30 protein-coding genes are annotated in these 23,450 nt (G+C 45.5%); 14 read left to right on the forward strand and 16 right to left on the reverse strand.

Translation table 11 applies throughout. The features are described from left to right. Positions 1 to 14: 14 nt before the first annotated feature. Positions 15 to 818 (forward strand): sulfotransferase family protein, encoded by an 804-nt coding sequence (locus F9L33_RS11055; RefSeq protein WP_152142840.1) that lies wholly within the window; start codon positions 15 to 17, stop codon positions 816 to 818. 207 nt (positions 819 to 1,025) lie between these two features. On the opposite strand, the gene F9L33_RS11060 is transcribed toward F9L33_RS11055, so the two are convergent. Continuing rightward, a complete protein-coding gene (locus F9L33_RS11060) occupies positions 1,026 to 2,021 on the reverse strand; it encodes an adenosine kinase (RefSeq protein ID WP_152142841.1) in 996 nt (331 codons plus the stop codon). Beyond that, positions 2,014 to 2,661, reverse strand: a complete 648-nt coding sequence (gene nth, locus F9L33_RS11065; protein ID WP_152142842.1) for an endonuclease III — start codon at positions 2,659 to 2,661, stop codon at positions 2,014 to 2,016. The genes F9L33_RS11060 and nth overlap by 8 nt, the downstream gene beginning before the upstream one ends. 91 nt (positions 2,662 to 2,752) lie before the next feature. Between nth and F9L33_RS11070 the strand changes: the two genes are divergently transcribed. The 9 genes from F9L33_RS11070 to F9L33_RS11110 all read left to right on the forward strand — a co-directional run bounded on the left by F9L33_RS11070 (position 2,753) and on the right by F9L33_RS11110 (position 9,408). Beyond that, positions 2,753 to 3,583 carry a bifunctional helix-turn-helix domain-containing protein/methylated-DNA--[protein]-cysteine S-methyltransferase gene (locus F9L33_RS11070; protein WP_152142843.1) on the forward strand — a complete coding sequence of 277 codons (831 nt, stop codon included), beginning with the start codon at positions 2,753 to 2,755 and terminating at the stop codon, positions 3,581 to 3,583. 102 nt (positions 3,584 to 3,685) lie between these two features. Further along, positions 3,686 to 3,916: a YMGG-like glycine zipper-containing protein gene (locus F9L33_RS11075; protein WP_152142844.1), complete on the forward strand. Its 231-nt coding sequence runs from the start codon at positions 3,686 to 3,688 to the stop codon at positions 3,914 to 3,916. Positions 3,917 to 3,975: 59 nt separating this feature from the next. Beyond that, the gene (locus F9L33_RS11080) at positions 3,976 to 4,620 is read left to right on the forward strand and encodes an OmpA family protein (protein ID WP_152142845.1); all 645 of its coding nucleotides are present in this window, start codon (positions 3,976 to 3,978) and stop codon (positions 4,618 to 4,620) included. A gap of 126 nt (positions 4,621 to 4,746) precedes the next feature. Next, a complete protein-coding gene (locus tag F9L33_RS11085; RefSeq protein WP_152142846.1) occupies positions 4,747 to 5,514 on the forward strand; it encodes an FCD domain-containing protein in 768 nt (255 codons plus the stop codon). A 175-nt stretch (positions 5,515 to 5,689) separates the two neighbouring features. Then, positions 5,690 to 6,043, forward strand: coding sequence for a hypothetical protein (locus F9L33_RS11090; RefSeq protein ID WP_152142847.1), 354 nt, complete (start codon positions 5,690 to 5,692; stop codon positions 6,041 to 6,043). A gap of 187 nt (positions 6,044 to 6,230) precedes the next feature. Then, positions 6,231 to 6,521, forward strand: a complete 291-nt coding sequence (locus F9L33_RS11095) for a DUF6525 family protein (RefSeq protein WP_152142848.1) — start codon at positions 6,231 to 6,233, stop codon at positions 6,519 to 6,521. 30 nt (positions 6,522 to 6,551) lie between these two features. Then, positions 6,552 to 7,562: an ABC transporter substrate-binding protein gene (locus F9L33_RS11100; protein WP_152142849.1), complete on the forward strand. Its 1,011-nt coding sequence runs from the start codon at positions 6,552 to 6,554 to the stop codon at positions 7,560 to 7,562. Beyond that, positions 7,559 to 8,614 carry an iron ABC transporter permease gene (locus F9L33_RS11105; RefSeq protein ID WP_152142850.1) on the forward strand — a complete coding sequence of 352 codons (1,056 nt, stop codon included), beginning with the start codon at positions 7,559 to 7,561 and terminating at the stop codon, positions 8,612 to 8,614. The genes F9L33_RS11100 and F9L33_RS11105 overlap by 4 nt, the downstream gene beginning before the upstream one ends. After that, positions 8,611 to 9,408: an ABC transporter ATP-binding protein gene (locus tag F9L33_RS11110; RefSeq protein WP_152142851.1), complete on the forward strand. Its 798-nt coding sequence runs from the start codon at positions 8,611 to 8,613 to the stop codon at positions 9,406 to 9,408. Before F9L33_RS11105 ends, F9L33_RS11110 begins: the two co-directional genes overlap by 4 nt. On the opposite strand, the gene F9L33_RS11115 is transcribed toward F9L33_RS11110, so the two are convergent. From F9L33_RS11115 to F9L33_RS11125, 3 genes are all read right to left on the reverse strand, one after another. After that, entirely contained in the window at positions 9,405 to 9,818 is a 414-nt protein-coding gene (locus F9L33_RS11115) for an SRPBCC domain-containing protein (RefSeq protein ID WP_152142852.1), read from the reverse strand. The two genes, F9L33_RS11110 and F9L33_RS11115, sit on opposite strands and share 4 nt — an antisense overlap. After that, complete coding sequence (locus F9L33_RS11120; protein WP_152142853.1) at positions 9,815 to 10,132, reverse strand: helix-turn-helix transcriptional regulator; 318 nt, start codon at positions 10,130 to 10,132, stop codon at positions 9,815 to 9,817. The genes F9L33_RS11115 and F9L33_RS11120 overlap by 4 nt, the downstream gene beginning before the upstream one ends. Positions 10,133 to 10,251: 119 nt before the next feature. Then, a complete protein-coding gene (locus F9L33_RS11125) occupies positions 10,252 to 11,118 on the reverse strand; it encodes a LysR substrate-binding domain-containing protein (protein WP_152142854.1) in 867 nt (288 codons plus the stop codon). 162 nt (positions 11,119 to 11,280) lie between these two features. On the opposite strand from F9L33_RS11125, the gene F9L33_RS11130 reads away from it, so the two are divergent. Continuing rightward, the gene (locus F9L33_RS11130; protein ID WP_152142855.1) at positions 11,281 to 12,060 is read left to right on the forward strand and encodes a hypothetical protein; all 780 of its coding nucleotides are present in this window, start codon (positions 11,281 to 11,283) and stop codon (positions 12,058 to 12,060) included. A gap of 22 nt (positions 12,061 to 12,082) precedes the next feature. On the opposite strand, the gene F9L33_RS11135 is transcribed toward F9L33_RS11130, so the two are convergent. The 11 genes from F9L33_RS11135 to F9L33_RS11185 form a co-directional block, all read right to left on the reverse strand. Continuing rightward, positions 12,083 to 12,520, reverse strand: a complete 438-nt coding sequence (locus F9L33_RS11135) for a hypothetical protein (RefSeq protein WP_152142856.1) — start codon at positions 12,518 to 12,520, stop codon at positions 12,083 to 12,085. Between the two features lie 94 nt (positions 12,521 to 12,614). After that, on the reverse strand, positions 12,615 to 13,175 hold the full coding sequence (locus tag F9L33_RS11140) for a F0F1 ATP synthase subunit B (RefSeq protein WP_152142857.1): 561 nt from the start codon (positions 13,173 to 13,175) through the stop codon (positions 12,615 to 12,617). A gap of 4 nt (positions 13,176 to 13,179) precedes the next feature. Continuing rightward, complete coding sequence (locus F9L33_RS11145) at positions 13,180 to 13,716, reverse strand: F0F1 ATP synthase subunit B' (RefSeq protein WP_152142858.1); 537 nt, start codon at positions 13,714 to 13,716, stop codon at positions 13,180 to 13,182. A 93-nt stretch (positions 13,717 to 13,809) separates the two neighbouring features. Then, positions 13,810 to 14,046 (reverse strand): F0F1 ATP synthase subunit C, encoded by a 237-nt coding sequence (locus F9L33_RS11150; RefSeq protein WP_099591843.1) that lies wholly within the window; start codon positions 14,044 to 14,046, stop codon positions 13,810 to 13,812. A 46-nt stretch (positions 14,047 to 14,092) separates the two neighbouring features. Continuing rightward, the gene (locus tag F9L33_RS11155) at positions 14,093 to 14,803 is read right to left on the reverse strand and encodes a F0F1 ATP synthase subunit A (protein WP_152142949.1); all 711 of its coding nucleotides are present in this window, start codon (positions 14,801 to 14,803) and stop codon (positions 14,093 to 14,095) included. A gap of 100 nt (positions 14,804 to 14,903) precedes the next feature. Beyond that, positions 14,904 to 15,218, reverse strand: coding sequence for an AtpZ/AtpI family protein (locus F9L33_RS11160; RefSeq protein ID WP_152142859.1), 315 nt, complete (start codon positions 15,216 to 15,218; stop codon positions 14,904 to 14,906). Positions 15,219 to 15,455: 237 nt separating this feature from the next. After that, positions 15,456 to 15,743: a hypothetical protein gene (locus F9L33_RS11165; RefSeq protein ID WP_152142860.1), complete on the reverse strand. Its 288-nt coding sequence runs from the start codon at positions 15,741 to 15,743 to the stop codon at positions 15,456 to 15,458. 470 nt (positions 15,744 to 16,213) lie between these two features. Further along, on the reverse strand, positions 16,214 to 17,422 hold the full coding sequence (locus tag F9L33_RS11170) for a cyclopropane-fatty-acyl-phospholipid synthase family protein (protein ID WP_152142861.1): 1,209 nt from the start codon (positions 17,420 to 17,422) through the stop codon (positions 16,214 to 16,216). Between the two features lie 100 nt (positions 17,423 to 17,522). Then, a complete protein-coding gene (locus F9L33_RS11175) occupies positions 17,523 to 18,572 on the reverse strand; it encodes a fatty acid desaturase (RefSeq protein ID WP_152142950.1) in 1,050 nt (349 codons plus the stop codon). Between the two features lie 215 nt (positions 18,573 to 18,787). Beyond that, the gene (locus F9L33_RS11180) at positions 18,788 to 19,960 is read right to left on the reverse strand and encodes a pyridoxal phosphate-dependent aminotransferase (RefSeq protein WP_152142862.1); all 1,173 of its coding nucleotides are present in this window, start codon (positions 19,958 to 19,960) and stop codon (positions 18,788 to 18,790) included. 51 nt (positions 19,961 to 20,011) lie between these two features. Next, positions 20,012 to 20,485 carry a DUF4304 domain-containing protein gene (locus F9L33_RS11185; protein WP_193222028.1) on the reverse strand — a complete coding sequence of 158 codons (474 nt, stop codon included), beginning with the start codon at positions 20,483 to 20,485 and terminating at the stop codon, positions 20,012 to 20,014. Between the two features lie 144 nt (positions 20,486 to 20,629). On the opposite strand from F9L33_RS11185, the gene F9L33_RS11190 reads away from it, so the two are divergent. The 3 genes from F9L33_RS11190 to F9L33_RS11200 all read left to right on the forward strand — a co-directional run bounded on the left by F9L33_RS11190 (position 20,630) and on the right by F9L33_RS11200 (position 23,450). Next, complete coding sequence (locus F9L33_RS11190) at positions 20,630 to 20,959, forward strand: metalloregulator ArsR/SmtB family transcription factor (RefSeq protein WP_152142864.1); 330 nt, start codon at positions 20,630 to 20,632, stop codon at positions 20,957 to 20,959. An 89-nt stretch (positions 20,960 to 21,048) separates the two neighbouring features. Next, positions 21,049 to 22,278 carry a DUF3131 domain-containing protein gene (locus F9L33_RS11195; protein WP_152142865.1) on the forward strand — a complete coding sequence of 410 codons (1,230 nt, stop codon included), beginning with the start codon at positions 21,049 to 21,051 and terminating at the stop codon, positions 22,276 to 22,278. A gap of 116 nt (positions 22,279 to 22,394) precedes the next feature. Beyond that, entirely contained in the window at positions 22,395 to 23,450 is a 1,056-nt protein-coding gene (locus tag F9L33_RS11200) for a YjgN family protein (protein WP_152142866.1), read from the forward strand.

Genomic DNA, 23,450 nt, shown 5'->3' on the forward strand with positions numbered 1-23,450 from the left:
AGGGGCAGTAAAGTATGGGATTTCCAGGAACTTGGATGACAGAAAGTCAAAGTGTGGTCTATCGGGTTATCCCAAAGTGTGCCTGTTCAACAATCGGTCAGATTATGTTCTATTCTGATCATGGGCGTTTCTTTGATGGTGATATTCACGATGCAAAAACGGGTATCCACAAATGGGGTATTGATGAAAGCCAATCTTTCATCACAGATCGTGTAACAGCCCAAGACACCTATACTTTTACATGCGTGCGCAATCCATACACGCGCGTTTTATCTGCGTTTTTTGACAAAATTTGCGGCATTCAGCGTAATGGCAAACATTATCGTGGAAACTTAGTTCCAAAACTCGCACGTCAATACGGCGTAGAGGTTGAAGGTGATTTCGATCAAATCAAATCCTTCCGCCGTTTCCTTTTATTCGTGCGTGACACTATAAAGTTTCGCCGCCCAATGGACCCAGATATTCACTGGTCAGCCGTTGCAGGACATGCATCCACATTGGTCAAAAATGGTGGCCGTTATGATAAAATAATCTCTACCGAAGATTTCAAAACGGGTATGAAAGATGTGATGAAAAACATCAATACCAGCTTTGAATTGGACATAGATACAATGCCACGCTTTAACGAAAGCGAAGGTCACGGGCCAAAACGCGCGCATCCAGTGGAAGATTACTTTGATGATCTATCCATGCATCTGGTCTATGAAATCTACAAACGAGATTTCGTATTGTTCAAATATGATGCGATGGATCCAAGCAACAAAATGCCAATCGGCGAAATTGACCTAGATGAGGTTCACGCCAAACTTGGTGAATAAAAAAGGGGCTATGCGCCCCTCTTGCGCTTTCGCACAATTCACCTGCAGGATATTTTAACCATAAAGAAACCAATTCCGCGTTTTATTGGGAGCACGGTACAGGCGGGGACGCCGATGACCGTCCATGAAGAAGCCGCCCTGTTTCGCATGCCTTGCAAACAGGGCGCACCTTCTTGTTTCTTTATGGTCTAAATATCCAAATTTAACTTATGCCAAATTATGCTGAGCAAACAGCTCTTTCAAATCTGTTTCGGGACGCGCACCCATATGACTGATCGCCTCACCCGCTGCGACACAGCCCATTTCACCACATGTCAGCAAATCACTGCCTGATGCCAAGCCGTGTAGGAAACCCGCTGCAAACATATCGCCAGCACCCGTAGCATCAACAACGGTTGCAGGGTTTGCTTTTGCGTGAATCTTTTCGCCACTATTCAAAATGTAAGCGCCTTTTTCACTGGCCGTACAAGCAACGGTTTCAACTTCTGTTGCAGCAATGTCTAATGCTTCGTCCAGTGTTTCTGTTTGATAAAGCGCCTGCATTTCATGTTCGTTACAGAACAACAAATCAACATGGTCTTTTACAAATGCGCGAAACGCATCACGGTGACGATCTACACAAAACGGGTCAGACAAAGTCAATGAAACCTTACCGCCCGCAGGCTTTGTTGCATTCGCTGCCATATAAAACGCCGCTTGGTTTGCAGGACTGTCAAACAGATATCCTTCCAAATAAATCCAATCGGTATTGGCTAACATGCCAACATCCAAATCATTTGCAGACATCTCAGACGATACGCCAAGATATGTGTTCATAGAACGCTCACCATCTGGGGTTACCAAAACCAGACAACGTCCTGTTTCCGTCGCATGATCATGTGGGGCCTGACGTGTTGAAAAATCAGTGCCTTGTGCTTGAATATCATGGGCAAAAATCGCACCCAACTGATCATCACGTACCTTCGCCATAAATCCTGTCCGTCCGCCAAGGGCAGCAATGCCTGCAATCGTATTAGCCGCGGACCCACCAGATACTTCCTGTGCTGAACCCATTTTCCCATACAGCTCTGCCGCACGGTCTGTGTCTATCAACTGCATCACACCTTTATCGATGCCAGCCTCTGTCAAAAACGCGTCATCACATTTTGCCAGTACGTCCACCAAAGCGTTCCCTACGCCAACGATTTGATATTTTTTAGCCATTTGTTTTCTCCTCAAAAGGACATAAATCTTCAATTAAACAGTTTGCACAGACGGGTTTGCGTGCCTTACACACATACCTCCCATGTAAAATCATCCAGTGATGCGCATGTTGTTGGAACTCTGCGGGGATATGATCCTCTATCGCGCGTTCCACTTGCACCACATCTTTGCCAACAGCCACACCAGCACGATTACCAAAGCGTAAAATATGCGTATCCACCGCCTGTGTTGGTTGCTTGAACCACATGTTCAACACAACATTTGCCGTCTTACGCCCCACACCTGGTAAGCTTTCCAAAGCGGCGCGCGAAGATGGAACGATACCATCGTAATCATCCACCAAAATCTGGCTGGCCTTCATCACATTCTTCGCCTTTTGGCGGTAAAGCCCGATCGTCTTGATATGTTCGATCAAACCATCCATCCCCAAATCCAGCATCTTTTGTGGCGTATCCACAATTTTGAACAAAGCTTCTGTGGCTTTATTCACCCCAACATCGGTGGCTTGCGCTGATAAAGCGACAGCCACAACAAGTGTATAGGCGTTGGAATGGTTCAATTCGCCTTTGGGTTCCGCTTCCTGATCTCGAAAGCGGCGAAACATTTCATAAATGGTGTGATAATCAAGTTGTTTAGCCATTTATGCTATGTGCCACATGGGAAACCTAAAACCAACCCTTTCTCGCAAGAAACGGGTGGTATGATTTGGCGCAATGCCGCATGATCAAATCATGACACAAGATCCATATCATCACGCCGTAATTGCCCGCGCCATCGACTATATCGGTGACACTTTGCATGACCAACCCAAGCTAGAGGATGTTGCCTCAGCTGCGGGGCTATCACCTATGCATTTTCAACGCGTTTTTTCGCAATGGGCAGGCGTAAGCCCAAAACGATATCAGCAATATTTGACCCTAAACCATGCCAAAACATTGCTCCAAGATCGTTTTACAGTACTGGAAACTACCAATGAAACGGGCCTCTCTTCCAGCAGCCGTTTACATGATTTGTTCCTGAAATGGGAAGCGATGAGCCCAGGGGAATATGCAAAAAAGGGTGCGGGTTTAACCATCAATTATGGCTATTTCGACAGCCCCTTTGGTGACATGCTGGTTATGGGCACAGATCGCGGCATTTGCGGTCTTGCGTTTACTGCTGAATTTGGGCGCGATCATGCGATGAAAGATATGACATCGCGCTGGCCACAAGCAACTTATATCGAAAACCCTGACAGTTTGGATGTTGCATCACTGATCAACAACGACCAACCTGCAAATCTCCATTTGATTGGCTCCCCCCTACAAATCAAAGTCTGGGAAGCCTTGCTCTCCATCCCCTCTGGCCAAGTCACCACATATAGCGAAATCGCCGAACATATCGGCAGTCCCAAAGCTGTGCGCGCTGTTGGTACAGCCGTTGGACGTAACCCTATCAGTTGGCTGATCCCATGCCACCGCGCCCTGCGTAAATCGGGCGGATTGGGCGGATATCATTGGGGTTTACCCGTTAAGCGCGCCATGTTGGCATGGGAATCCGTTCGATTTGATGCGCAAAACTGACTGCGCAAAAACCCGCCACTTACAGGGATAAGCGCGCAAAACTCTTGAAATAGTCCCAAACTGCCCTTTTATGTTTAGGTATAACTATAAAACGAGGCAGCTATGAGTAATTCCCCAAAGGCCATTGGCCTAAGCATTTTGGCCGCATTTGCGCTAACCGCATGTGACGCTATTGATGACAGTCCACAGAAAAACACCATTCGTGGTGCAGGCGTAGGCGCAGGTACTGGCGCCCTTGCTGGTTTGGTCCTTGGTGACAGCCGTCGCGACGTGACAGTTGGCGCAGCAGCTGGTGCCGTGATCGGTGGACTTGTCGGAAGTCAACAAAACTAGTAATATGAATACCATAAGGGCCCACAAAGGGCCCATCTATAAAAAAGAACGAGGCAGTTATGAAAAATCAAGGCAGGGCCATTGGCCTGACTATCCTATCCGCATTTCTATTATCCGCATGTGATGACATCGCAAACAGTCCACAAAAAAATACTGTGCAAGGTGCTGGTATTGGTGCCGCAACAGGTGCGCTTGCTGGCCTGATCTTGGGCGACAGCAAAAAAGACGTTGTCATTGGTACAATCGCTGGCACAGCCATTGGTGGCGTTGTTGGCAACCGTTTGGATAAACAAGAACAAGCATTGCGTGACAGCTTATCATCCAAAGACACAACCATTCGCAACACAGGTTCTGAACTGGTCGTAACACTGCCAGAAGGCATCACATTCGACACAGACAGTACTTATGTGCGCAATGATTTCCGCCCAGAGATTTACAAAATCGCTAACAACCTGCGTGAATACTCTGACACAACAGTTGACGTAATCGGTCACACAGACAGCTCTGGTAGCGAAGAATACAACCAAGCATTGTCAGCAGATCGTGCATATTCCGTTACAGATATCTTAACCGACCAAGGTGTTTCAGATAGCCGTATCGTTTCTTATGGGCGTGGTGAAACAACACCGATTGCTTCAAATGATGATGAATTCGGCAAATCTAAAAACCGCCGTGTGGAAATTATAATCCGCCCAGCGGCCTAATTCTGCCCGCACCACGACCGAATTGCCCACCTCTAGGCCGCTCACTCCTCCCCGAAGCGGCCTTTCTTTTACTTGATCCCAATCGGCATTAAGCATAAATTTGAAGGACTTCGATTGGGGAACCGTATGCCGTTTCAGAAAATAAACCAAGAACGCGTCGCGGACACCGTGATGCATCAGATCGAGCAATTAATTCTACGTGGTATCCTGCGTCCTGGCGAACGCTTGCCATCTGAACGGGATTTATCCGAAAAGATGAGCGTGTCTCGGCCGTCTCTGCGTGAAGCCATTTCTGATCTGGAAAGCCGTGGGTTGTTAACCACGCGTAAAGGATCGGGTGTGTACGTAGCCGATGTATTGGGCAGCGCTTTTTCAGAACCTTTGATCCAACTCTTCGCCAGCCATGACGAAGCCTTGTTCGATTACATCGCATTCCGTCGTGACCTAGAAGGATTAGCTGCCGAACGCGCCGCTCGTTTGGCATCTGATACAGATATCAAGGTCATCAGCGCCATTTTCAAGAAAATGGAAAACGCCCACAACAAACGTAACCCAGCCGAAGAATCTGCATTGGATGCTGAATTCCACATGGCAATTGTCGAAGCATCCCACAACGTATTCATGCTACATATGATGCGGTCTATGTTTGAAATGTTACGTGCAGGTGTGTTTTACAATCGTCAAGTCATGTTCAAAGTTCGCACAACACGTACCGCCCTCTTAGACCAACATCGTAAAATTCATGATACAATCGTTGGGCGTGATCCAAAAGCCGCCCGTAAAGCAATCGAAGAGCATTTAAGTTTTGTTGAAATGTGTATGACGCAAAATCAAAAAGCGGACCAAAATGAAAAGGTTGCCAAGCAACGTTTTGAACACGAACAAAACCGCTAAACTCAACAATAAGATCGCTTAAATTCCATTGTTTCCAATTCAGATACAGTCGCGCGTTTTTTGTATCTCTGAGGTAACAAATTCTCTGGCAAACCCTGTCATCAAAGGCGGAATCTTTGACTCTCGATTAATTTCGGTTAACCTTAGCTTTTGTAATTAGTACGAGGGGATTACGATGAAATATATTCTAAGCACTGCTGCTTTCGCTGCCACAATCAGCATCGTAAGCACTGCATCCGCCCAAAATATTCCAGAACGCAATTCACATCACACAGGCCCAGGCCACCAAGTTACCAACTACGAATATATCGAAGGCGGCAGCTATGTGTCCCCATACGCCGGGAACAATGCTGGTGAGTGGTCTTTCAAAGACGCGGACAGCCAATGCTACCACGGTAATTATGGTTATAACGGTCAAACATCAAATTATGATCATTCAAAATGTGTCGTGGTTTACGATGCCCAAACATATGTACGCTTGTTACGCGGCAGCGGAGCAGCTGGTGGGACACAATATTTCGGTAATTGATTAGCCGTTTACCACTCCAAGATAGAAGCCTCACAAGTCTTACTTGTGGGGCTTTTTGTTGCTGACGAATATCCACATTGTTTTTCACCTTTGACATCATTTAATCACTTGCGGAGTGTTATGTTATAACATAATTAAGAATCAAATAATTATCACCCATATGCAATGACCGCACTTGAGTAATGACATGACCCAACTTCGCAATGCTAATCTCGGAACAACAGGCCTGCCAAAAACGCGCAGAAGCCATGATCCAATGCGATCATATGATGCCCTGCCTGTTGAATTACGAAGATGGCTTATGGATGCCTGTCTGCCTTGGTCACCAAATTCATGCTTAAAAATATGGCGCAAAGCACGCATAGCGGGTGCAAGCCCATCAGAAGTGATGACAAAACTGAGCAAGATTGAGCGCGCCATGCTGGCTCGCGACCCGAATTCCACTCAACAACGGCATCAACAGTCCCGATTAAGTTGAACAACACACTCACACAAATTGGAGAAACACATGAAATATGAAATGCTCGCTATTTCAGCCTTACTACTCAGCACAGGCGTCGCTTTTGCTGATGAAACACAATATCCGCTTACAATAGACAATTGTGGTCGCAGCCTCACATTTAATGCAGCTCCAGAGCGCGCTGTAAGCATTGGCCAAGCCTCAACTGAAATGCTATATGAGCTTGGTTTGGCAGAACGCGTAGCTGGTACAGCTGTTTGGTTCACCGATGTTTCCCCAAAATATAAAGCTGTGAATGATAAAGTAGAACGGTTGGCAGATAACACACCTAGCTTTGAAAGCGTGCTTGCCAAGAAACCGCAATTGGTAACGTCCCAATACGAATGGTACATTGGCCCAGAGGGCAGTGTTGGAACTCATGAACAATTCGAAGGCTTTGGTATCCAGTCATACACAATGCCATCAGATTGCATTGGCAAAGATAACAGCACAGGTGGAGATGGCACACGCCTGGAAAGTTTTTCCATGGATAGCATCTATCAAGGCATCACACAGTTCAGCACAATCTTTAATGTACAAAGCGCAGGACAAGCTGCGATGACAAGCTTACAAGACAGATACAACAAAGCAATTGAACAGGCAAAAGCGCTAGATGCAAAAGACCTATCTGCTGTTGTTTGGTTCTCAAGCCCTGATCAAGATTCAGATGCATATGTAGCAGGTCAAAAAGGCGTACCTGGTTTCATGTTAAAAGAACTTGGCATCCGCAATGTCATCGAAACAGACGAAGAGTGGCCAATTGTTGGTTGGGAAACCATTACAAAAGCCAACCCTGATATTATCGTTCTGGCCCGTATGGACCGTCGTCGGCGCACCATGGATGACTACAAAATGAAGTTGGAATTCCTAAAGAACGACCCAGTGGCATCAAAATTAGACGCTGTCGTAAATGACCGCATTATTATTGTTGACGCACACGCTATTCAGCCTTCTATACGTATCGCAAGCGGATTAGAAACTATTGTGAATGCAGTACAAGAATTTGATATCAAAAAATGACAACCACCGTAGAAACTGAACCAGTCATACAAAAAACGTTTGACTGGTCTCGTCTCTATTGGCCATTAGCAGGGATCGTTGCGATTTTCGCAGCGATCCTAGCTGGTTTAATGATTGGTGAAACCCAAATTTCGGCAATCACTGCATTCAAAACAATCGCAAATAAAATGTGGTCAGCGGGCTATGACATAGACCTGATTGATCAGGGCATCCTATGGGAATACCGTTTGCCACGTGCCATTGTAGCCGCTTCTTGTGGTGCAGCATTGGCCGTTTCTGGGGTCGTTTTACAAGCATTATTACGCAATGCCTTAGCCGACCCTTATATCTTGGGTTTATCCGCAGGTGCCTCAACTGGTGCTGTACTTGTATCAATCGCTGGGTTTGGTGCAGGCGCGATTTCAATGTCCACGGGCGCTTTTGGTGGCGCCATCATCGCTTTCATTATTGTTGCTGGCTTAGCCAAACTCGCAAGTGGCAGAGGTGGGGCTGCACAATTCGTTCTGGCAGGGATTGCAGGCTCACAACTATTCAATGCGTTAACATCTTTCATAATTGCCAAATCCGCCAGCGCCGACCAGGCGCGTGGCATCATGTTTTGGCTGCTTGGCAATCTATCTGGTGTGCGCTGGTTTGATGTAGTAACCGCAGCACCTGTTGCATTGCTTGGTGTATTTATTGTCTTTCTCCATGCTCGCTCACTTGATGCATTCACATTCGGCACAGATGCCGCTGCTTCCGTCGGTGTTGCCATACGCCGTGTTCAAATCACATTGATCAGCATCACCGCTTTATTGACCGCTATAATGGTGTCCATTGTAGGATCTATTGGATTTGTTGGCTTGGTCATTCCTCATGCTGCCCGTTACCTTGTAGGTGTTCGCCACAAAGCCCTTATTCCAACAGCTGCAATCATAGGCGCTGTTTTCCTTGTCCTTGCAGATATCGTCGCCCGTGTCATCATCCCAGGCCAAGTTTTACCGATAGGCGTTGTCACAGCTTTGGTCGGTGCACCTGCATTTGCGATCATCTTAATTAAGGGGCAACGATGAAGTTAGAAGCCCAAAACCTAACATGGTCTGCACGACAATTACCTATTGTGTCTGATGTCTCCGTATCCATCAAATCTGGCGAAATGTTTGGCCTTATCGGGCCCAACGGTTCTGGCAAGTCCACTCTCATGCGTATGCTTGCAGGTCTCAGCAAACCCCAAAAGGGTGTTGTTGAATTAGATGGGATTTCCTTAAAACAAACCTCTCGCAGGCAGATTGCCCAGAAACTGGCATTTGTTGAACAACAAGCCGAAACACAGGATCTGATAAAGGTACGTGATGCTGTAGAACTAGGCCGAACATGCTGGTTGTCTGCAATATCCCCATGGTCGGCACATGATACCTATATCGTAGATACTGCTTTAAGAAGTGTTGATATGTATCACATGGCAAATCGCAGTTGGCACACATTATCAGGCGGCGAACGACAACGCGTTCACATTGCCCGCGCATTAGCACAAGAACCCAGTGTTTTGTTATTGGATGAACCCACCAATCACCTTGATATTTCCTATCAAGTTTCAATTCTGGATTTGGTAACCCAGTTGGACACTACGACAGTAGTAGCCTTACATGATCTAAACCAAGCGTTTAAATGTGATCGTATTGGTGTCATGCAAGCTGGTAAAATGATCGCAATCGGCACTCCAGAAGAAATTCTGAAGCCCAAATTTCTTGAAGAAGTATTTGGCGTATGCGTCCACACACTCATAGATCCCAATAATGGAAAAACTGTCCTGTCTTTTCACAGTGTGAGCAGTGGACGCGAGCATAATATGCGGCAAGTCATTTAACGAGCAGCTAAATCCCGCAGCTCTGCAAAATGGCCATCCCACCCTTTATCAAGCGCCTGCACCAATCCCATAAATGCATCCCCAGCCTTTTCCATACCTTTGTGATGCATTGTGATCCGTGTCCCACCTTCAACGGCATCTAACTTCCACTCCACAGTTGATGAAACTGTAGGGAAAAATTTAGTCGAGAAACTGTAAACCAGACGTGTTACAGGCTCCATTGCCAGCACATCCCCCCAGCACAACTTATCCCCGCTCTCGCTGCCGTATAGAATATATGGCCCTATTACCAAATCTTCTTTTGGCCCATGAAACCACTTCGCAAGCTTGTCTGCTTCGGTAAGATACGTCCACGCGATCTCGGGTCCAACGGGTAAAAATATCGTTTTAATAATCTCTGATGTACTCATTTGATATGTTCCTTATGAATAATATCCGACAAGGCATCCAATTTATCATCCCAGAATTGATCAAAGTACTGCAACCATTTTTCAATCTCTTTGAAACCTGCGCGGTTCAACGAATTTACACGTTCGCGCCCATCGGGTGTAACGGAAATCAAACCGCCTTCTTCTAACAGCCGCATGTGTTTTTTCACACCAGCACGCGTCATATCAAAATGATCAACAACCTGACCAATTGTCATATCGTCATCCGCTAAGAGTGCTAAGATTTTCTGGCGCGTTGGATCGCCCAAGGCTTTGAATGTTGCAACAGATGTCATCTGTGATTCCTTATGATACCTTTTGGTATCACTTATATAATACCAAAAGGTATCATATCTCAATAGTAAATAACTTCAAAATGCTTACCAATCTTCACACCAACAGACGAAAGAGTGCTTTATGTAGGTTTCTCGGATAACAGCCAATTTAGCACAGCCTTTTTTTCCAATGTCATTCTCTTCTCCTTAGAATACAGCACATAATAATCGTTAGTCTCGATTTGCTCATCAGACCAAAGTGAAATGAGCATGCCCTTTCTCAATTCGTCATCAACAAATATCCTTGGCGCAAGCGTAATCCCCTGACCGCTTAAAGCAGCATCAATACCTAAAGATGTTTGGTTGAACTGCGTGATACCTTGCTTTGGCTTCAGTTTCATGGACTTGCCTAATTCATCCCAACGATAATGGCTGTCTTGGATTAGCCTATAGCCGAATAAATCCTGCACTCTGGTTATTTCGGAAACCTCCCGCGCGTATTCCTTAGAACATACAGCGCATAGTTCCATTTTGGAAAACAGATGATACTTTAAATCAGCATCAAACGGCAAATGTCCCAACCTAATTGCGAAATCTATTCCATCCAACTTAAGATTTGCTGGATGTTCGCTGGCTTCAACTTCCACAGAGATTTCTGGATATATTTTTGAAAATTCAGTTAAGCGATACACCAACCATTTTGATGCGAAACTCGGCGTTACAGTTAATGTCACGACTTTGTTTTCTGGCGACAGTTTTGCCGTCGCTGTATCGATAATATTCAACGCTTCCTCTATGGCAGCATGATAGGAGCTACCGGCCTCAGTAAAAGTAAGACCACGGGCTTGTCTGTGAAATAATGCCTGCCCTAACACAACTTCAAGCTGCCGCACACGATCAGCTACAGCGCCCTGCGTAATGTTCATTTCCTGCGCAGCCTTTGTAAAATTTAAGTGACGCGCAGCTGCATCAAACATTCTTAATGAATTCAAATTGAGTTTTTGCATTATGCTCCAAGCCTATAGAATTTCTATAGGCTTCAGTCAAAAACCATGGTTAGTCAATCCACTTCACATCATCCATACCAAATAAGCGAACCACTATTTTGAGGTATTTCGCCTAAAAATTTCTGACAAACACGCATTTAACCACTGGATCGGGTCCACAAGATGTCACTACTGCTTATCAAAATCGCACTCACATCATTCAGCATAATTATACTTGGGTACATAGCAGATAGAGGCAACCCCAGACTCGCAGGCATTTTAACAGGCTTCCCAATAGGAACGGCCATCGTTGCATCTTTCATTGCCATTGAAAATGGGCCCCTTATCGCGTCCGAAGCATCTTTGTATTCTCTGGCCGCTTTATCTCTCAATCCAGTGTTTGCATATTCATATTATATATTTGGTTCCAAAATCGCAGAAGACTTCAATTACAAAACCACCCTGTCCTTAGCCCTGGTTATTTATTTTATTATGGCAATCATGATTGCAAATATTCCATGGAGTTTCACTGCTGCTGTTATTTTCTTACTCTGTACAGCTATCTTCGTGAATTACTTTCTCAATAAAATTGAAAGCAATCAAAAACAGAGGCCAGTAAAAATCACCCCAATAATACTGTTTGTGCGTATCATGCTTGCCTCAAACATCGTCATCATTGTTACAAACATGGTAGAGTTGGTCGGGCCAGAATGGGCGGGGGTATTCACCCCTTTTCCCGTTACGCTTGTACCCCTTATAGCCATTCTACATTCGACATATGGAAAAGAAGCAGCCTTTAGCATGATTAAAGGTTTTGGATATTCTTTCTTATCTACGGGCATCTATCTGGCATCCATCACCCACTTCTTTCCAACCTTAGGCATAATAACCAGTAGTTTGATCGGCTTTCTATTAGCTGGGTTTTACCTAGTCGGTCTCGAGGTAAATAAGCGTTCAATTTGATACCCTGCATAAGAGCACTATCTCATATGCACCAATAATAAGCGTTTTCAGGTTTTGAACAGTCTAAGATATTGTTCTCTTTACCCCAGCGGTAAAGCCCATTGAAAGAAGCAGGGGTTTTCGAGAGATAATCTGATAGAAAGTCGATCACTTTCGTATCACTATCAGCACGATTCAACTCACTTAGACAACCTTTCTCAGAACATCCTTCTTTGAAATATACCACATCTATTATCCAACCGTATATTTCACCTGGTGTCTGAGTGTGGGTATCTCTGTAATCTTTCATTTCTGCCATATGCACCTTGATATCAGCATAGGTCGTATCATCCGATATGTGATAAGCGCGTGTAACGTGACTTTCAGAATCCCCTCCTTCCCCAATTAAAGTAAACTCTGCTGCAAAGGATGCTTTTTGCATGAACATAGCTATAAGCAATGACCATAAAATAGTTTTCATTTAAAATACTCCTCATAAAAATAAATATTTAACAAAATAAAACCCCGCTACTTTACAGTAACGGGGTCATAAATTTTCAAAGCTTTAAAAACGCTTAATGAAGCTTTTCACCAACGTCTTTAATCGCAGCATCGATCAAGCCGCCTGCATCTTTTGCAGGCATTTTTGATGCAATCACGCCGCCAGCAACAGATGTTGCTACAGAGATTGCAGTGTCACGAACCTCTTTAACAGCAGATGCTTCTGCAGATGCGATTTGGTCTTCCGCAGCTTGCAGACGACGTGCAATCGTATCTTTCAAATCGATCTTAGCTTGCTCAGCAGCGGCTTGTGCCTCTGTCTTTGCATTCGCTACGATCTTGTCAGCTTGCTCTTGTACTTCTTGTTGCTTACGCTCGTAAGACGCCAAAACAGCTTGAGCTTCGTCACGTAATGTACGTGCTTCTTCCAAATCCGCTTTGATACCTTCTGCGCGCTCATCCAACATGCCACCAACTTTGCCAGGAACCTTAAGGTATACCAACAAACCAATGAACAATAGGAATGCGATCAACACAACAAAGTCTGTGTTGTTCAAGCTAAAGAAAGGACCACTTGCAGCCAACGCTGGTGCAGATGTCAAAGCCAATACAGCTGAAGTTGTAAAAATTTTCATGATCTTACCCTTTCAACTGTGCTTTAACAGCAGCTTTAACAGCTTTCGCATCCGCCGCACCCGGCATCACTGCATCAACAATTGCAGATGCTGTATCGGTTGCAACAACCTCAACAGATACCATCGCATTGTCTTTGATTCCTTTGATCTTTGCTTCGCCTTCAGCAGCTTTTGCAGAAATCTCTGCATCCGCTTTTGCAATCGCTTTATCCAAATCTTTTTGAATGTCCGCTTTTGTCTCAGCAACGATATTAGACGCTTCTAGACGTGCATCAGCCAAAGCTTTGTTATATGCAGCTTCTGCATCAACAGCTTTTGCTTTCAACGCTTCAGCTTTTTCCAGATCACGTTGGATCGTGTCACTCCGTTCCGCCAAAACGTTTGCAATGCGAGGCAATGCAACACGGCTTAGAACGATGTAGATCACAACCAGTGTAACCACCAACCAGAAAATCTGGTTTGGAAAAGTTGAAAAGTCTAACTGCGGCATACCAGGTGCCGAAGCCGCTTCATGACCTGCGCTATGAGTAGTGTCAGCCATTATACTCTCCAATGGGAAAACGAGTGGGGCAGACTGCCCAACACTCGCCAATCATATACTTAACCCCAGAAAGGTTAAGCTCTCAAACCTTGCTTAAACAGCAAACATTAGTAGCAATGCTACTAGGAATGAGAAGATACCCAAAGCTTCGGCAAATGCGATGCCGATGAACAAAGTAGCTGTTTGCGCGCCAGCTGCTGCTGGGTTGCGAAGTGCACCTGACAGGAAGTTACCTGCAACTGTACCCACACCGATACCTGCGCCACCCATACCAATACAAGCCAAGCCTGCACCGATGAATTGACCCATTTCTGCGATATTACCTTCCATGACGATTTCTCCTTTTGATGGAATAGATATATTTAGTGTTCAAACGTTAGTGGCTCGGATGCAAAGCATCGTTCAGATACACACACGTTAGAATGGTGAAAACATACGCCTGAATAGCGGCCACAAGGACCTCCAGACCATAAACTGCTGTGATCGCAAAGATTGGTGCAATAGCACCCAAACCCAGCGCGCCTGCGAAACCCGCAAACACTTTGATCACCGCGTGACCCGCCATAACGTTACCCGCAAGACGGATAGAGTGGCTAACAGGACGTACGAAATAAGAGATCAGCTCGATCACCGCCAAAACAGGACGCAATGGAAGCGGTGCTGATGAAACCCAGAACAGACCCAAGAATTTGAAGCCGTTCAATGCGAAGCCAAGGATCGTCACTGTAAAGAAGACAGCGAAAGCCAATGTGGCTGTAACCGCAATGTGGGATGTTGTTGTGAATGATGTAGGGATTAAGCCAAGGAAGTTGGCAACCAAAACAAACATGAACAATGTAAAGATATATGGAAAGAACTTCAGACCTTGCTTGCCTGTGATGTCTTCGACCATTTTGTAGATAAAGCCGTACATGCTTTCCGCAATGGACTGGCTACGTGAAGGAACGATTGCGCGACCGCGTGTACCTAAAACCAACAATGCGATGATGGCTAGAACTGTAAAGCCCATCCACAATGTTACGTTTGTTGGTGTGTACCAAAGGATTTCAGAACCACCAAACAAAGGTTTGATTTGGAACTGATCCATTGGATGGATGTTAAAGCCGCTTGTTGCTTCGTCTGCCACGTGTCTTTTCCTTTTCTTAGGCGATCATACCGCCCGTCTCATCTTGCTACCCGCGCAACGCTTAGTCAGCGTCTTGCATCGAATTCTTATTCTGGACCTCTTGCGCTGTCCGCATCATCGTGCGCACCCCCGCTATAAACCCAAGGATCGTGAATATGATCATAAACCAAGGCAATGTGCCTGCGAGGTGATCAATCCCGTACCCTATTCCGAAACCCAGCAGCAAACCTGCCACCAATTCCGTCACCATCCGCCAGCCATGCTGGGCTTGTGAGATATGGCTTTCTTCGCGCGCTTCAGGTTCTTGACCTTTCTTCGCAGCTGCCAGCCGTTTCTCTAATGCATCTAAACGCTCGGGATCAGGGCCATCAGTCATTTTTCAGCCCCTCCTTAATCACGCCAAAAGACACACCTTGGACAGTTGCGCGGAAAATAGGGTTTAGGGGGGTAAGAGTCAACGAGATTGTTCTATCTCAAAAACCCTACAACACATTGTTTTTAAATAATTTTATCAACCTGTGACAGGTTTATCGCTAACGATAGACTACCCATGTACACGTTTAATGCATGAATCCATTCATTCAACCATTTGGTTGAAAATACACATTGATCCTTAAGACACGTAAAAAACTTTATCCCTGTAATCTATACGGAATGGCTTTCCTGATTTAGATGCCATCCAACCAAGATCAATAGCATCATTGATGAGTGCTGCCACAAATTTCGGCGTAATTGAATCCCATGGAACACCTCTGCACCACCAATGGGTTATGTCAAGAGACCCATCATCCGATTTGGACCACGGCAAAGTTGCCGTTAATTTACAACCAAACCCATCGCTCTTTTGCACGGTAATGACGTTATAACCACTATCAATTGTCAGCACCCAACGGTAGTCCATACCCCCGACAGAGATTTTCCTCGAATTTTTCTTTGCGATTGCCATCCTTAAAAGTAATTATCATGGCCGACATTAGTCAACTCCTGTGCAAATCGCTTTAATAACTGAGGCTGAGATATCACACCGTACGCACCCCTAACAATTTCCTAACCCTTCAAAGGGTATAACAATACCCGCTAGCAAAAGTGGTTCGAGGTTCCAAAGGGCGGGTAACAGCGTCAAATGAGGGATCACCGAAAAACAAACGTTTAAAAGTAGGTGCAAGGCTTTCAACCTTGTTCAGGCATCATACCACACTTAGGTGGCGCCACCTTCCTTATAACTTACACAAACCCAAGAAACGCAAAACCCCGCCAGCCAGATAGGGCAGACGGGGCTAAAGGCGTGTGTTTCTTTATGGCCTAAATATCCCCCGCGCGGAGCGCAAATCAAAGCTGCGCGAAGCGCATCAAGCTAAAGGCGTGCGCAGCTCAATATAGATAATCCCGCGTCACGGGTACCGCTTGCTGATCCTTGGTGATCTGAAACTGGAACACCACCTGACGATCCAGACGGAATGTCAGTTCAGAGGCAATTAGATAGTACCGCCACATCCGACAGAACATGTAATCATAAATCTCCAACACCTGATCCATATTGGCCTCAAACCGCGCACGCCAATCGCGCAAGGTGTCTGCATAATGAATGCGCCACACTTCGATATCTGTGGTGATCAAATTTGCATCTTCGATCACAGGCAGCACTTCGGACATCGCGGGGCAATAGCCGCCTGGGAAAATATATTTCGCAATCCAAGGGCTGGTGACATTCGGCGGGGCACAGCGCCCAATCGTATGGATCAGTGCCACCCCATCAGGTTTCAGTAGTTTTTTCACCTGTTCAAAATACTCGGCATAATGTGGAACGCCGACGTGCTCGAACATGCCCACAGAAACGATACGGTCGAATTGTTCGGTGACATTACGGTAGTCTTGCAAACGGAAATCCACATGTGCCTCTAAGCCTGCCGCAGCAACCCGCGCCTCTGCCACTTTGTGTTGTTCTTTGGAGAGCGTCACACCCACCACATCCACACCGTAATCACGTGCCAGTGTCAGCCCCATGCCACCCCAGCCACAACCGATGTCCAGTACACGCATGCCCTTTTCCAATCGCAGCTTGCCAGCGATATGCGCTTTCTTCTGCGCTTGCGCCATTTCCAGCGTGTCATTGGGTGTTTTGTAATAGCCGCAGGAATATTGCTTATCCTCATCCAAAAACAGATCGTACAACTGATCAGACAGATCATAATGATGTGCCACATTTTGTTGTGCCCGCCCAACAGGGTTGTGCTGCGAAATCTTTCGTAAAATTTTACGCGCAGATTGCATGAACTTTTGGCCATTCGTGGGATTGTTAAACCGTTCCCCATTCCGCCCAAGGTTCAAAATAGCCAAAGACAAAAAGCCATAAAGATCATCATTCTTAATCGTCATGGTTCCATGCATGTAAGCTTCGCCAACAGCCATATCTGGGTTTGTCAAAATCTTACGTGGCAGATCATCAGTATGGAATATCACCTCGATTGGATCGCCACTGCCATCGCCCAGCTGTAGTGTACTGCCATCATTCAAGGTGATCTTTAATGATCCGCGTTTAAACGATTTTGTTAGGAACGTTTTGAACAATCTATCCCACATACAAAAACTTCTCCGTATTATTAATACGAAGAAGCCTAAGGAATAAAATTACAAAACGAAAGTCACGTTAAGTGGCGGAACTGTTACCGCCAAAAACTGCTTATGACAGCTTTGATGCGTGTGCTTCTTTGAATGTGATCAAGCGGCGTTCTGCCTCGTCCCACAAATGCAGGTTCACACTTTTAAAGCTTTCCAAAACCGTCAGGCGCTTCATTTCGCCAAGAATCGGATGATCCTTGATCACCTCGGTCAGGCGGTAAAATGGAATGCGGCTGTATAGGTGGTGTACATGGTGCACACCGATGTTGCCTGTCATCCACTGTAATGGTTGCGGCAATACATAGTGCGAAGAGCCGTGAAGCGCTGCATCATGCATATCCCAATCCTCTGGCATATCCCAATGCGTTTCTTCGAACTGATGTTGAACATAGAACAACCACATACCCGCAGCAGCAGCTGTGAAACTTGTGATCGCGAAGATCGTAAAGAACTGCCAAAAACCGATCAGGTAAATCATAGATGCATAGACAAGGAACATCATTACAGATGTGCCCAATGAAGAAATCCAATATTTCGCACCATCTTTCATGAACCCAACAGGCAGGCGTTGCTGAATGCCAAAGATATAGATCGGGCCAATAACGAATAATGTCAGCGGGCTGCGGTACAAACGATACATAAACTGCTGCCACTTGGTGCTGTCTTTGTATTCCTGCACAGTCATTGTGTAGATATCGCCAACGCCGCGCTTTTCCAAATTACCCGATGCCGAATGGTGGATCGAATGGCTGCGACGCCACAATGTATAGGGTGTCAGTGTCAAAACACCGATCACACGTCCAACCCAATCGTTAGCCACACGTGATGCAAACAATGAACCATGACCACAATCATGCTGGATCGTAAACAGACGCACCAAAAAGCCGCCACCGATGAAACATAAAAAACCTGTCAGGATATAGCTGACGGACATCGATGCCCATGCAAGTGCCCAGCATCCAAAGAAACCTGTCGCAGTGACTGCAAGTTCAAAAACACTCCGCCACGTGCTCGGCGTTCGGTACTGCGCAAGTGTACGCAACCAATCTTTACTCGGTGTAGCTGTTTCAGTGGAAGTCGCTTGCGCCTTAAGGGCTTGCTGCCCGGACATGTCGTTCATTTAGTTTGGGCCTTAGGCTGTTTTTTGCTCGATATTTTTGGATGAGGTGTACGCTACTCGAAAAAGTGTTAACCTGAAAGATATTTTCCACATAAAATTACAAACAATCGTGTGACATATTTGCGTTTGTGATAACCGCACGCATGTTTCGTATTGTTTTTAATGGGAAAATGAAACTTTCGTAAAAAGCAATTTGTTAACTTTTATCACAATCCTTCTAGATATATTTGCATTTTAGTTAGCGCATGTTCGATGTTTTCAACTGAATTTGCATAGCTCAGACGAATATACCCCTCGCCCAACGTGCCAAAATCAGGTCCACCTATCGTTGCAACCCCTGCGGATTCGAGCAATTCAGACGCGAGTTTTTTCGCCCCCATCCCTGTCTTCGTCACGTTCGGAAACGCATAAAATGCCCCCAACGGTGTGCGGCATGTGATATTTGGCAAAGCATTCAAACCCTCCACCACAATACGGCGACGGCGATCGAACTCTGCCACCATATCCGTCACACAATCCTGCGGCCCTTCAAGTGCAGCCAATGCCGCCCATTGTGCAGGCGCATTCACACAGGACCACGAATTAATCGCCAGCTTTCGCGCTGCATCAATCAATGTGTCAGGCCAAACCGAATACCCCAAACGCCATCCTGTCATCGCATATGTTTTCGACCAGCCATCCAGCAAGATCAAACGATCGCGCAAGGATGGGTAGGACAGCATAGAGATATGCTCTTGCCCGTCATAAGTCATCTGACCGTAAATCTCGTCCGACAAAATGGCGATATCGGGGTGGTGTTCCAGCCCTTTCACCAACGCATCCATTTCCGCTTTGGGTGTGACACCACCACAAGGGTTGGCGGGTGAATTGAAAATGATCAGGCTGGTTTTATCATTCAATTGGTTCAGAACATCATCTGCCCGAAAGGCAAAATCGTTTTCCTCTTTGATAGGGATCGGAATAGGCGTTGCCCCAGTGAATTCAATCATTGATCGATAGATCGGAAACCCAGGATCGGGGTAGAGTATTTCTTTGCCTGGCGAACCAAACATTAAGATTGCCAGAAACATCGTCACCTTACCGCCAGGTACGATCAGCACGTTATCAGGGCTCACATCCACGTTTAGGCGCCGATCAATATCAGCGGCCACACCTGTGCGCAGTTCAGGGATACCCGTTGCGCCTGTATACCCATGATACCCATCACGCAGCGCTTTGATACCCGCCTCGACGATATGTTCTGGTGTATGGAAATCAGGCTGACCAATCCCAAGGTTGATAATGTCACGCCCTTGTGCTGCTAAAGCTTGGGCGCGTGCCAATACCGTAAAAGCATTTTCTTCGCCAATGCGGTTAAACCCATCAATCATCTTTAGCATGACTATCTCTTTATCTCGCACCGTTTACAACAATTTGACATTTAACCTATGTTAAATGTTTTTCTTCTCCAACCACCAGTTTTCCGCCTCGGACAGAAACAATTGACTACACTTCAAAGCAATATCTTTTACAGGGATTGGCTTACTCCTGAACATCCCATAATTCGTCTTCCCAAAACAAAACCACGGATCTTCGCCATTTACAGATCCCATTCGGCACCGATCATTAAGATTGATCGAATAAATTCTTATATTTTTAGCAGCAGTATTGGACTGAGGGTGTATATTGCTCCGTTCAGGATTAGTGTAAGCAAGATTAACACAAAAACTCCCACCAGATGAGATAAATTGAAAGTTAACTAATGCGACAAAACCTTCATCCTCTCTATAAAAATTCGGAAATGAGCCTTTGAAACCTTGTTTTCTGATTACAGGAATACATTGCCCTTTAAGCGCCAATTCCATCGTTTTACGATCTGCGCTCAAATGTGGCTTCTTAAATCTATCAAGAAAACTATTAATCATGAGAGAGACCATCATTCAAGAATTAGAAATCTTCAACAGCATTTTATAGAACCTAATACTATTAAACTCTGTCAATTTTGCGCATATTAAAACCATTCAACCCATCGGTTGACCTTTATACCTCGCAAAGTGTAGGCAATTCTTATGACTGCGAACATCGATCTTGTCTTTGCGGCCCTTGCCGACCCGACGCGCCGCGAAATCCTGACTATGTTGTTAGAGGATGATATGGCCGTGACCGATGTCGCTGAACCCTTCGAGATGTCTTTGGCAGCCATTTCCAAACACCTGCAAATCCTGACACGCGCGGGTTTGATCGCACAGGAGAAACGTGGACGGGTGAAATGGTGCAAACTACAAATGAATGCGATGAAAGATGCGTCTATCTGGATGGAAAGCTTTGGGCAATTTGAAAATGTTAATCTGGATGCATTCGAAAAGTTCCTAGAAGAACAAACAATTCAATTAGAATGATCATTAAATACTGCGCGTGCAAAGTCGCATATTAACATCTGTGCCTCATAATCTGATGGATATGTCTATAAAACCGTCAGGAATGCACAGTGATCAAAACCTTATATATATTTCTGATATGGGTTCTGTTTTACGCTACACCTGCACAGGCGCAAACGATGTTTAATCCGAAAAAGCCAACCTTCACTCCGTTAACGACCCAAGAACAGCAATACGCTCAGACCGCTTGGGCTTATTTCGCACAGAACACTGATACAAAAACCGGGTTAGTGCCGTCTGTACGTAAGTTTCAATCCATGACGATGTGGGATCAGGGTGGCTATCTGATGGCAGTCACATCTGCCTATAAGCTTGGGATCATATCGCGAGACGAAGCAACGGGGCGGATGTTGCGCACGTTTAACAGCGTCGCACGTTTGCCACTTTATCAGGGGCAATTGCCGAACAAAGCTTACAATATCACCAGTCTTACCATGACTGATTATGCTAATAAACCAACACCCAAAGGCATCGGGTGGTCGGCCCTAGATATCATGCGATTTATCACTGGCATGTTAGTGGTGACAGAAATTTTTCCAGAGCTATTACCTTATGCCCACACGATCATAAGTAAATGGGATTTATCACAATTAACCGAAGCAGGACGGTTTCGGGGATTGGCTGTGCGTGGGCAGTCCAATGGAAGGTATGTTCAAGAAGGGCGTATTGGGTATGAACAATATGCAGGGCGCACGGGCTTGAAAATTGGATTACCTGTTAAAGCCGCCGCACAATACGAACCGATATTACGTTGGCAAGGGTATTACGGCTTGAACTTACCAGGTGATGCCCGAACAGCGAAAACGCATGGGGTGTCAGCAGTTACAACATCAGAGCCCTTCTTGCTGGAAGCCTTGGAAATGGGGTGGCGTGATGATGCGTTTTGGGTTGCCCAACATGTGTTCGATGCGCAAATATTTCGCTACAATCAAACAGGCCAAATCACGGCTTTGTCCGAAGACCACATCAAAGGCCCGCCCTATTTTGCCTATAACGCAATCCTTGTGGATCACGCTCCATTCAAAAGCGTAACCGCAAGGCGTGTCGATGTATCCGACAAACGCACCATATCCACCAAAGCCAGCTTTGGGTGGTGGGCCACGATTCGTCATCCATATGCTGTAGAGTTGATTAAAACAGTAGAACATTTGCAAACTGATTACGGCTGGTATGCAGGATTATTCGAGGCGGATATGTCCCCAAATGCAATCCTAACACTCAATACAAATGCGGTCGTTTTAGAGGCATTACACTACAAAGCATTCGGGCCCCACCTTTAATTCAAAATGTCTGTGACAAAGATCACCAATACTGACAAAATCCCTCAACTTTAAGCTTGCCTAAGCTAAACTTTCGACTTAACCCTTCTAAAATACATTCTATATTCGGGGTCGATATGTCAGAAAATGCAATTGAAAAATTTAAGTTTACAGGTAATGCAAAAGAATGGTTTGGGATTTGGATCGTCAATCTTTTACTGAGCATTATAACAATCGGAATTTATTCGGCTTGGGCAAAAGTGCGTGCGAAGAAATATTTTTCCAACCACACATATGTTTCGGATCGTAATTTTGATTACCATGCAACGGGCAAGCAAATTCTTATTGGCCGTTTGATCGTAATTGGCGGTTATATCCTCTTCAACATTGTATTAATTGCGGTCCCATTTCTGGGCTTATTCCTTTTACTTGCCCTGATCGGCCTAATGCCTTGGCTGATTGTTCGTTCAATGATGTTCAATGCGCGTATGACAAGTTTTTCCAACGTACGTTTCAATTTTGTTGGCACGGTGGGTAAAGCCTTTCTTGTTTTCTTCATCTATCCGATTTTAACAGCCCTAACAGCTTATACGACAGCTCCGTTTTTAAGCCGTGCCGTTCGTAAGTTTTCCATTAACAACCACCGTTTGGGCACTGCAGAATTTCACTTCGACGGCCCAATTGGCCCATTCTACAAGGCCTTTTTAGTGGCTATTGCTTGGGTTGTTATCGTCGGCGGATTGGGAATGCTTGCAACTGGTTTTAACATCTTAGAGTTAGCATATGCCATGGATAATCTTGAAACAGACCCTTCAACTGCAGGCTCTATTATTGGTATGTTTTACTTGTTGTTATTCGTAGCAGTTTTACCTGCGGCGATGATTTATTTCGCTATGATCCGTAACACGGTTTATAATGCGACAACACTTACAGGTGGTCACAAATTCAACTCGACAGTTTCGGCAGGAAAAATGCTTTGGATCGCTTTATCAAGCTTTGTTGTCGTTGTTTGTACTTTGGGCTTGATGATCCCATGGGCACAGGTGCGTATGTCAAAATACCTTGCTGAGAACACCGACCTAATTCCAGGTGGGTCATTGGATGATTTCATCGGAACACAACAGGCAGAAGCATCTGCACTTGGCGATGCATTTACCGATTTGGAAGGTATCGATGTTGGCCTGCCCGTTTAA

Origin of the sequence: Amylibacter sp. SFDW26 (assembly GCF_009184395.1) — a bacterium.
Taxonomy (GTDB): Bacteria; Pseudomonadota; Alphaproteobacteria; order Rhodobacterales; family Rhodobacteraceae; genus Amylibacter.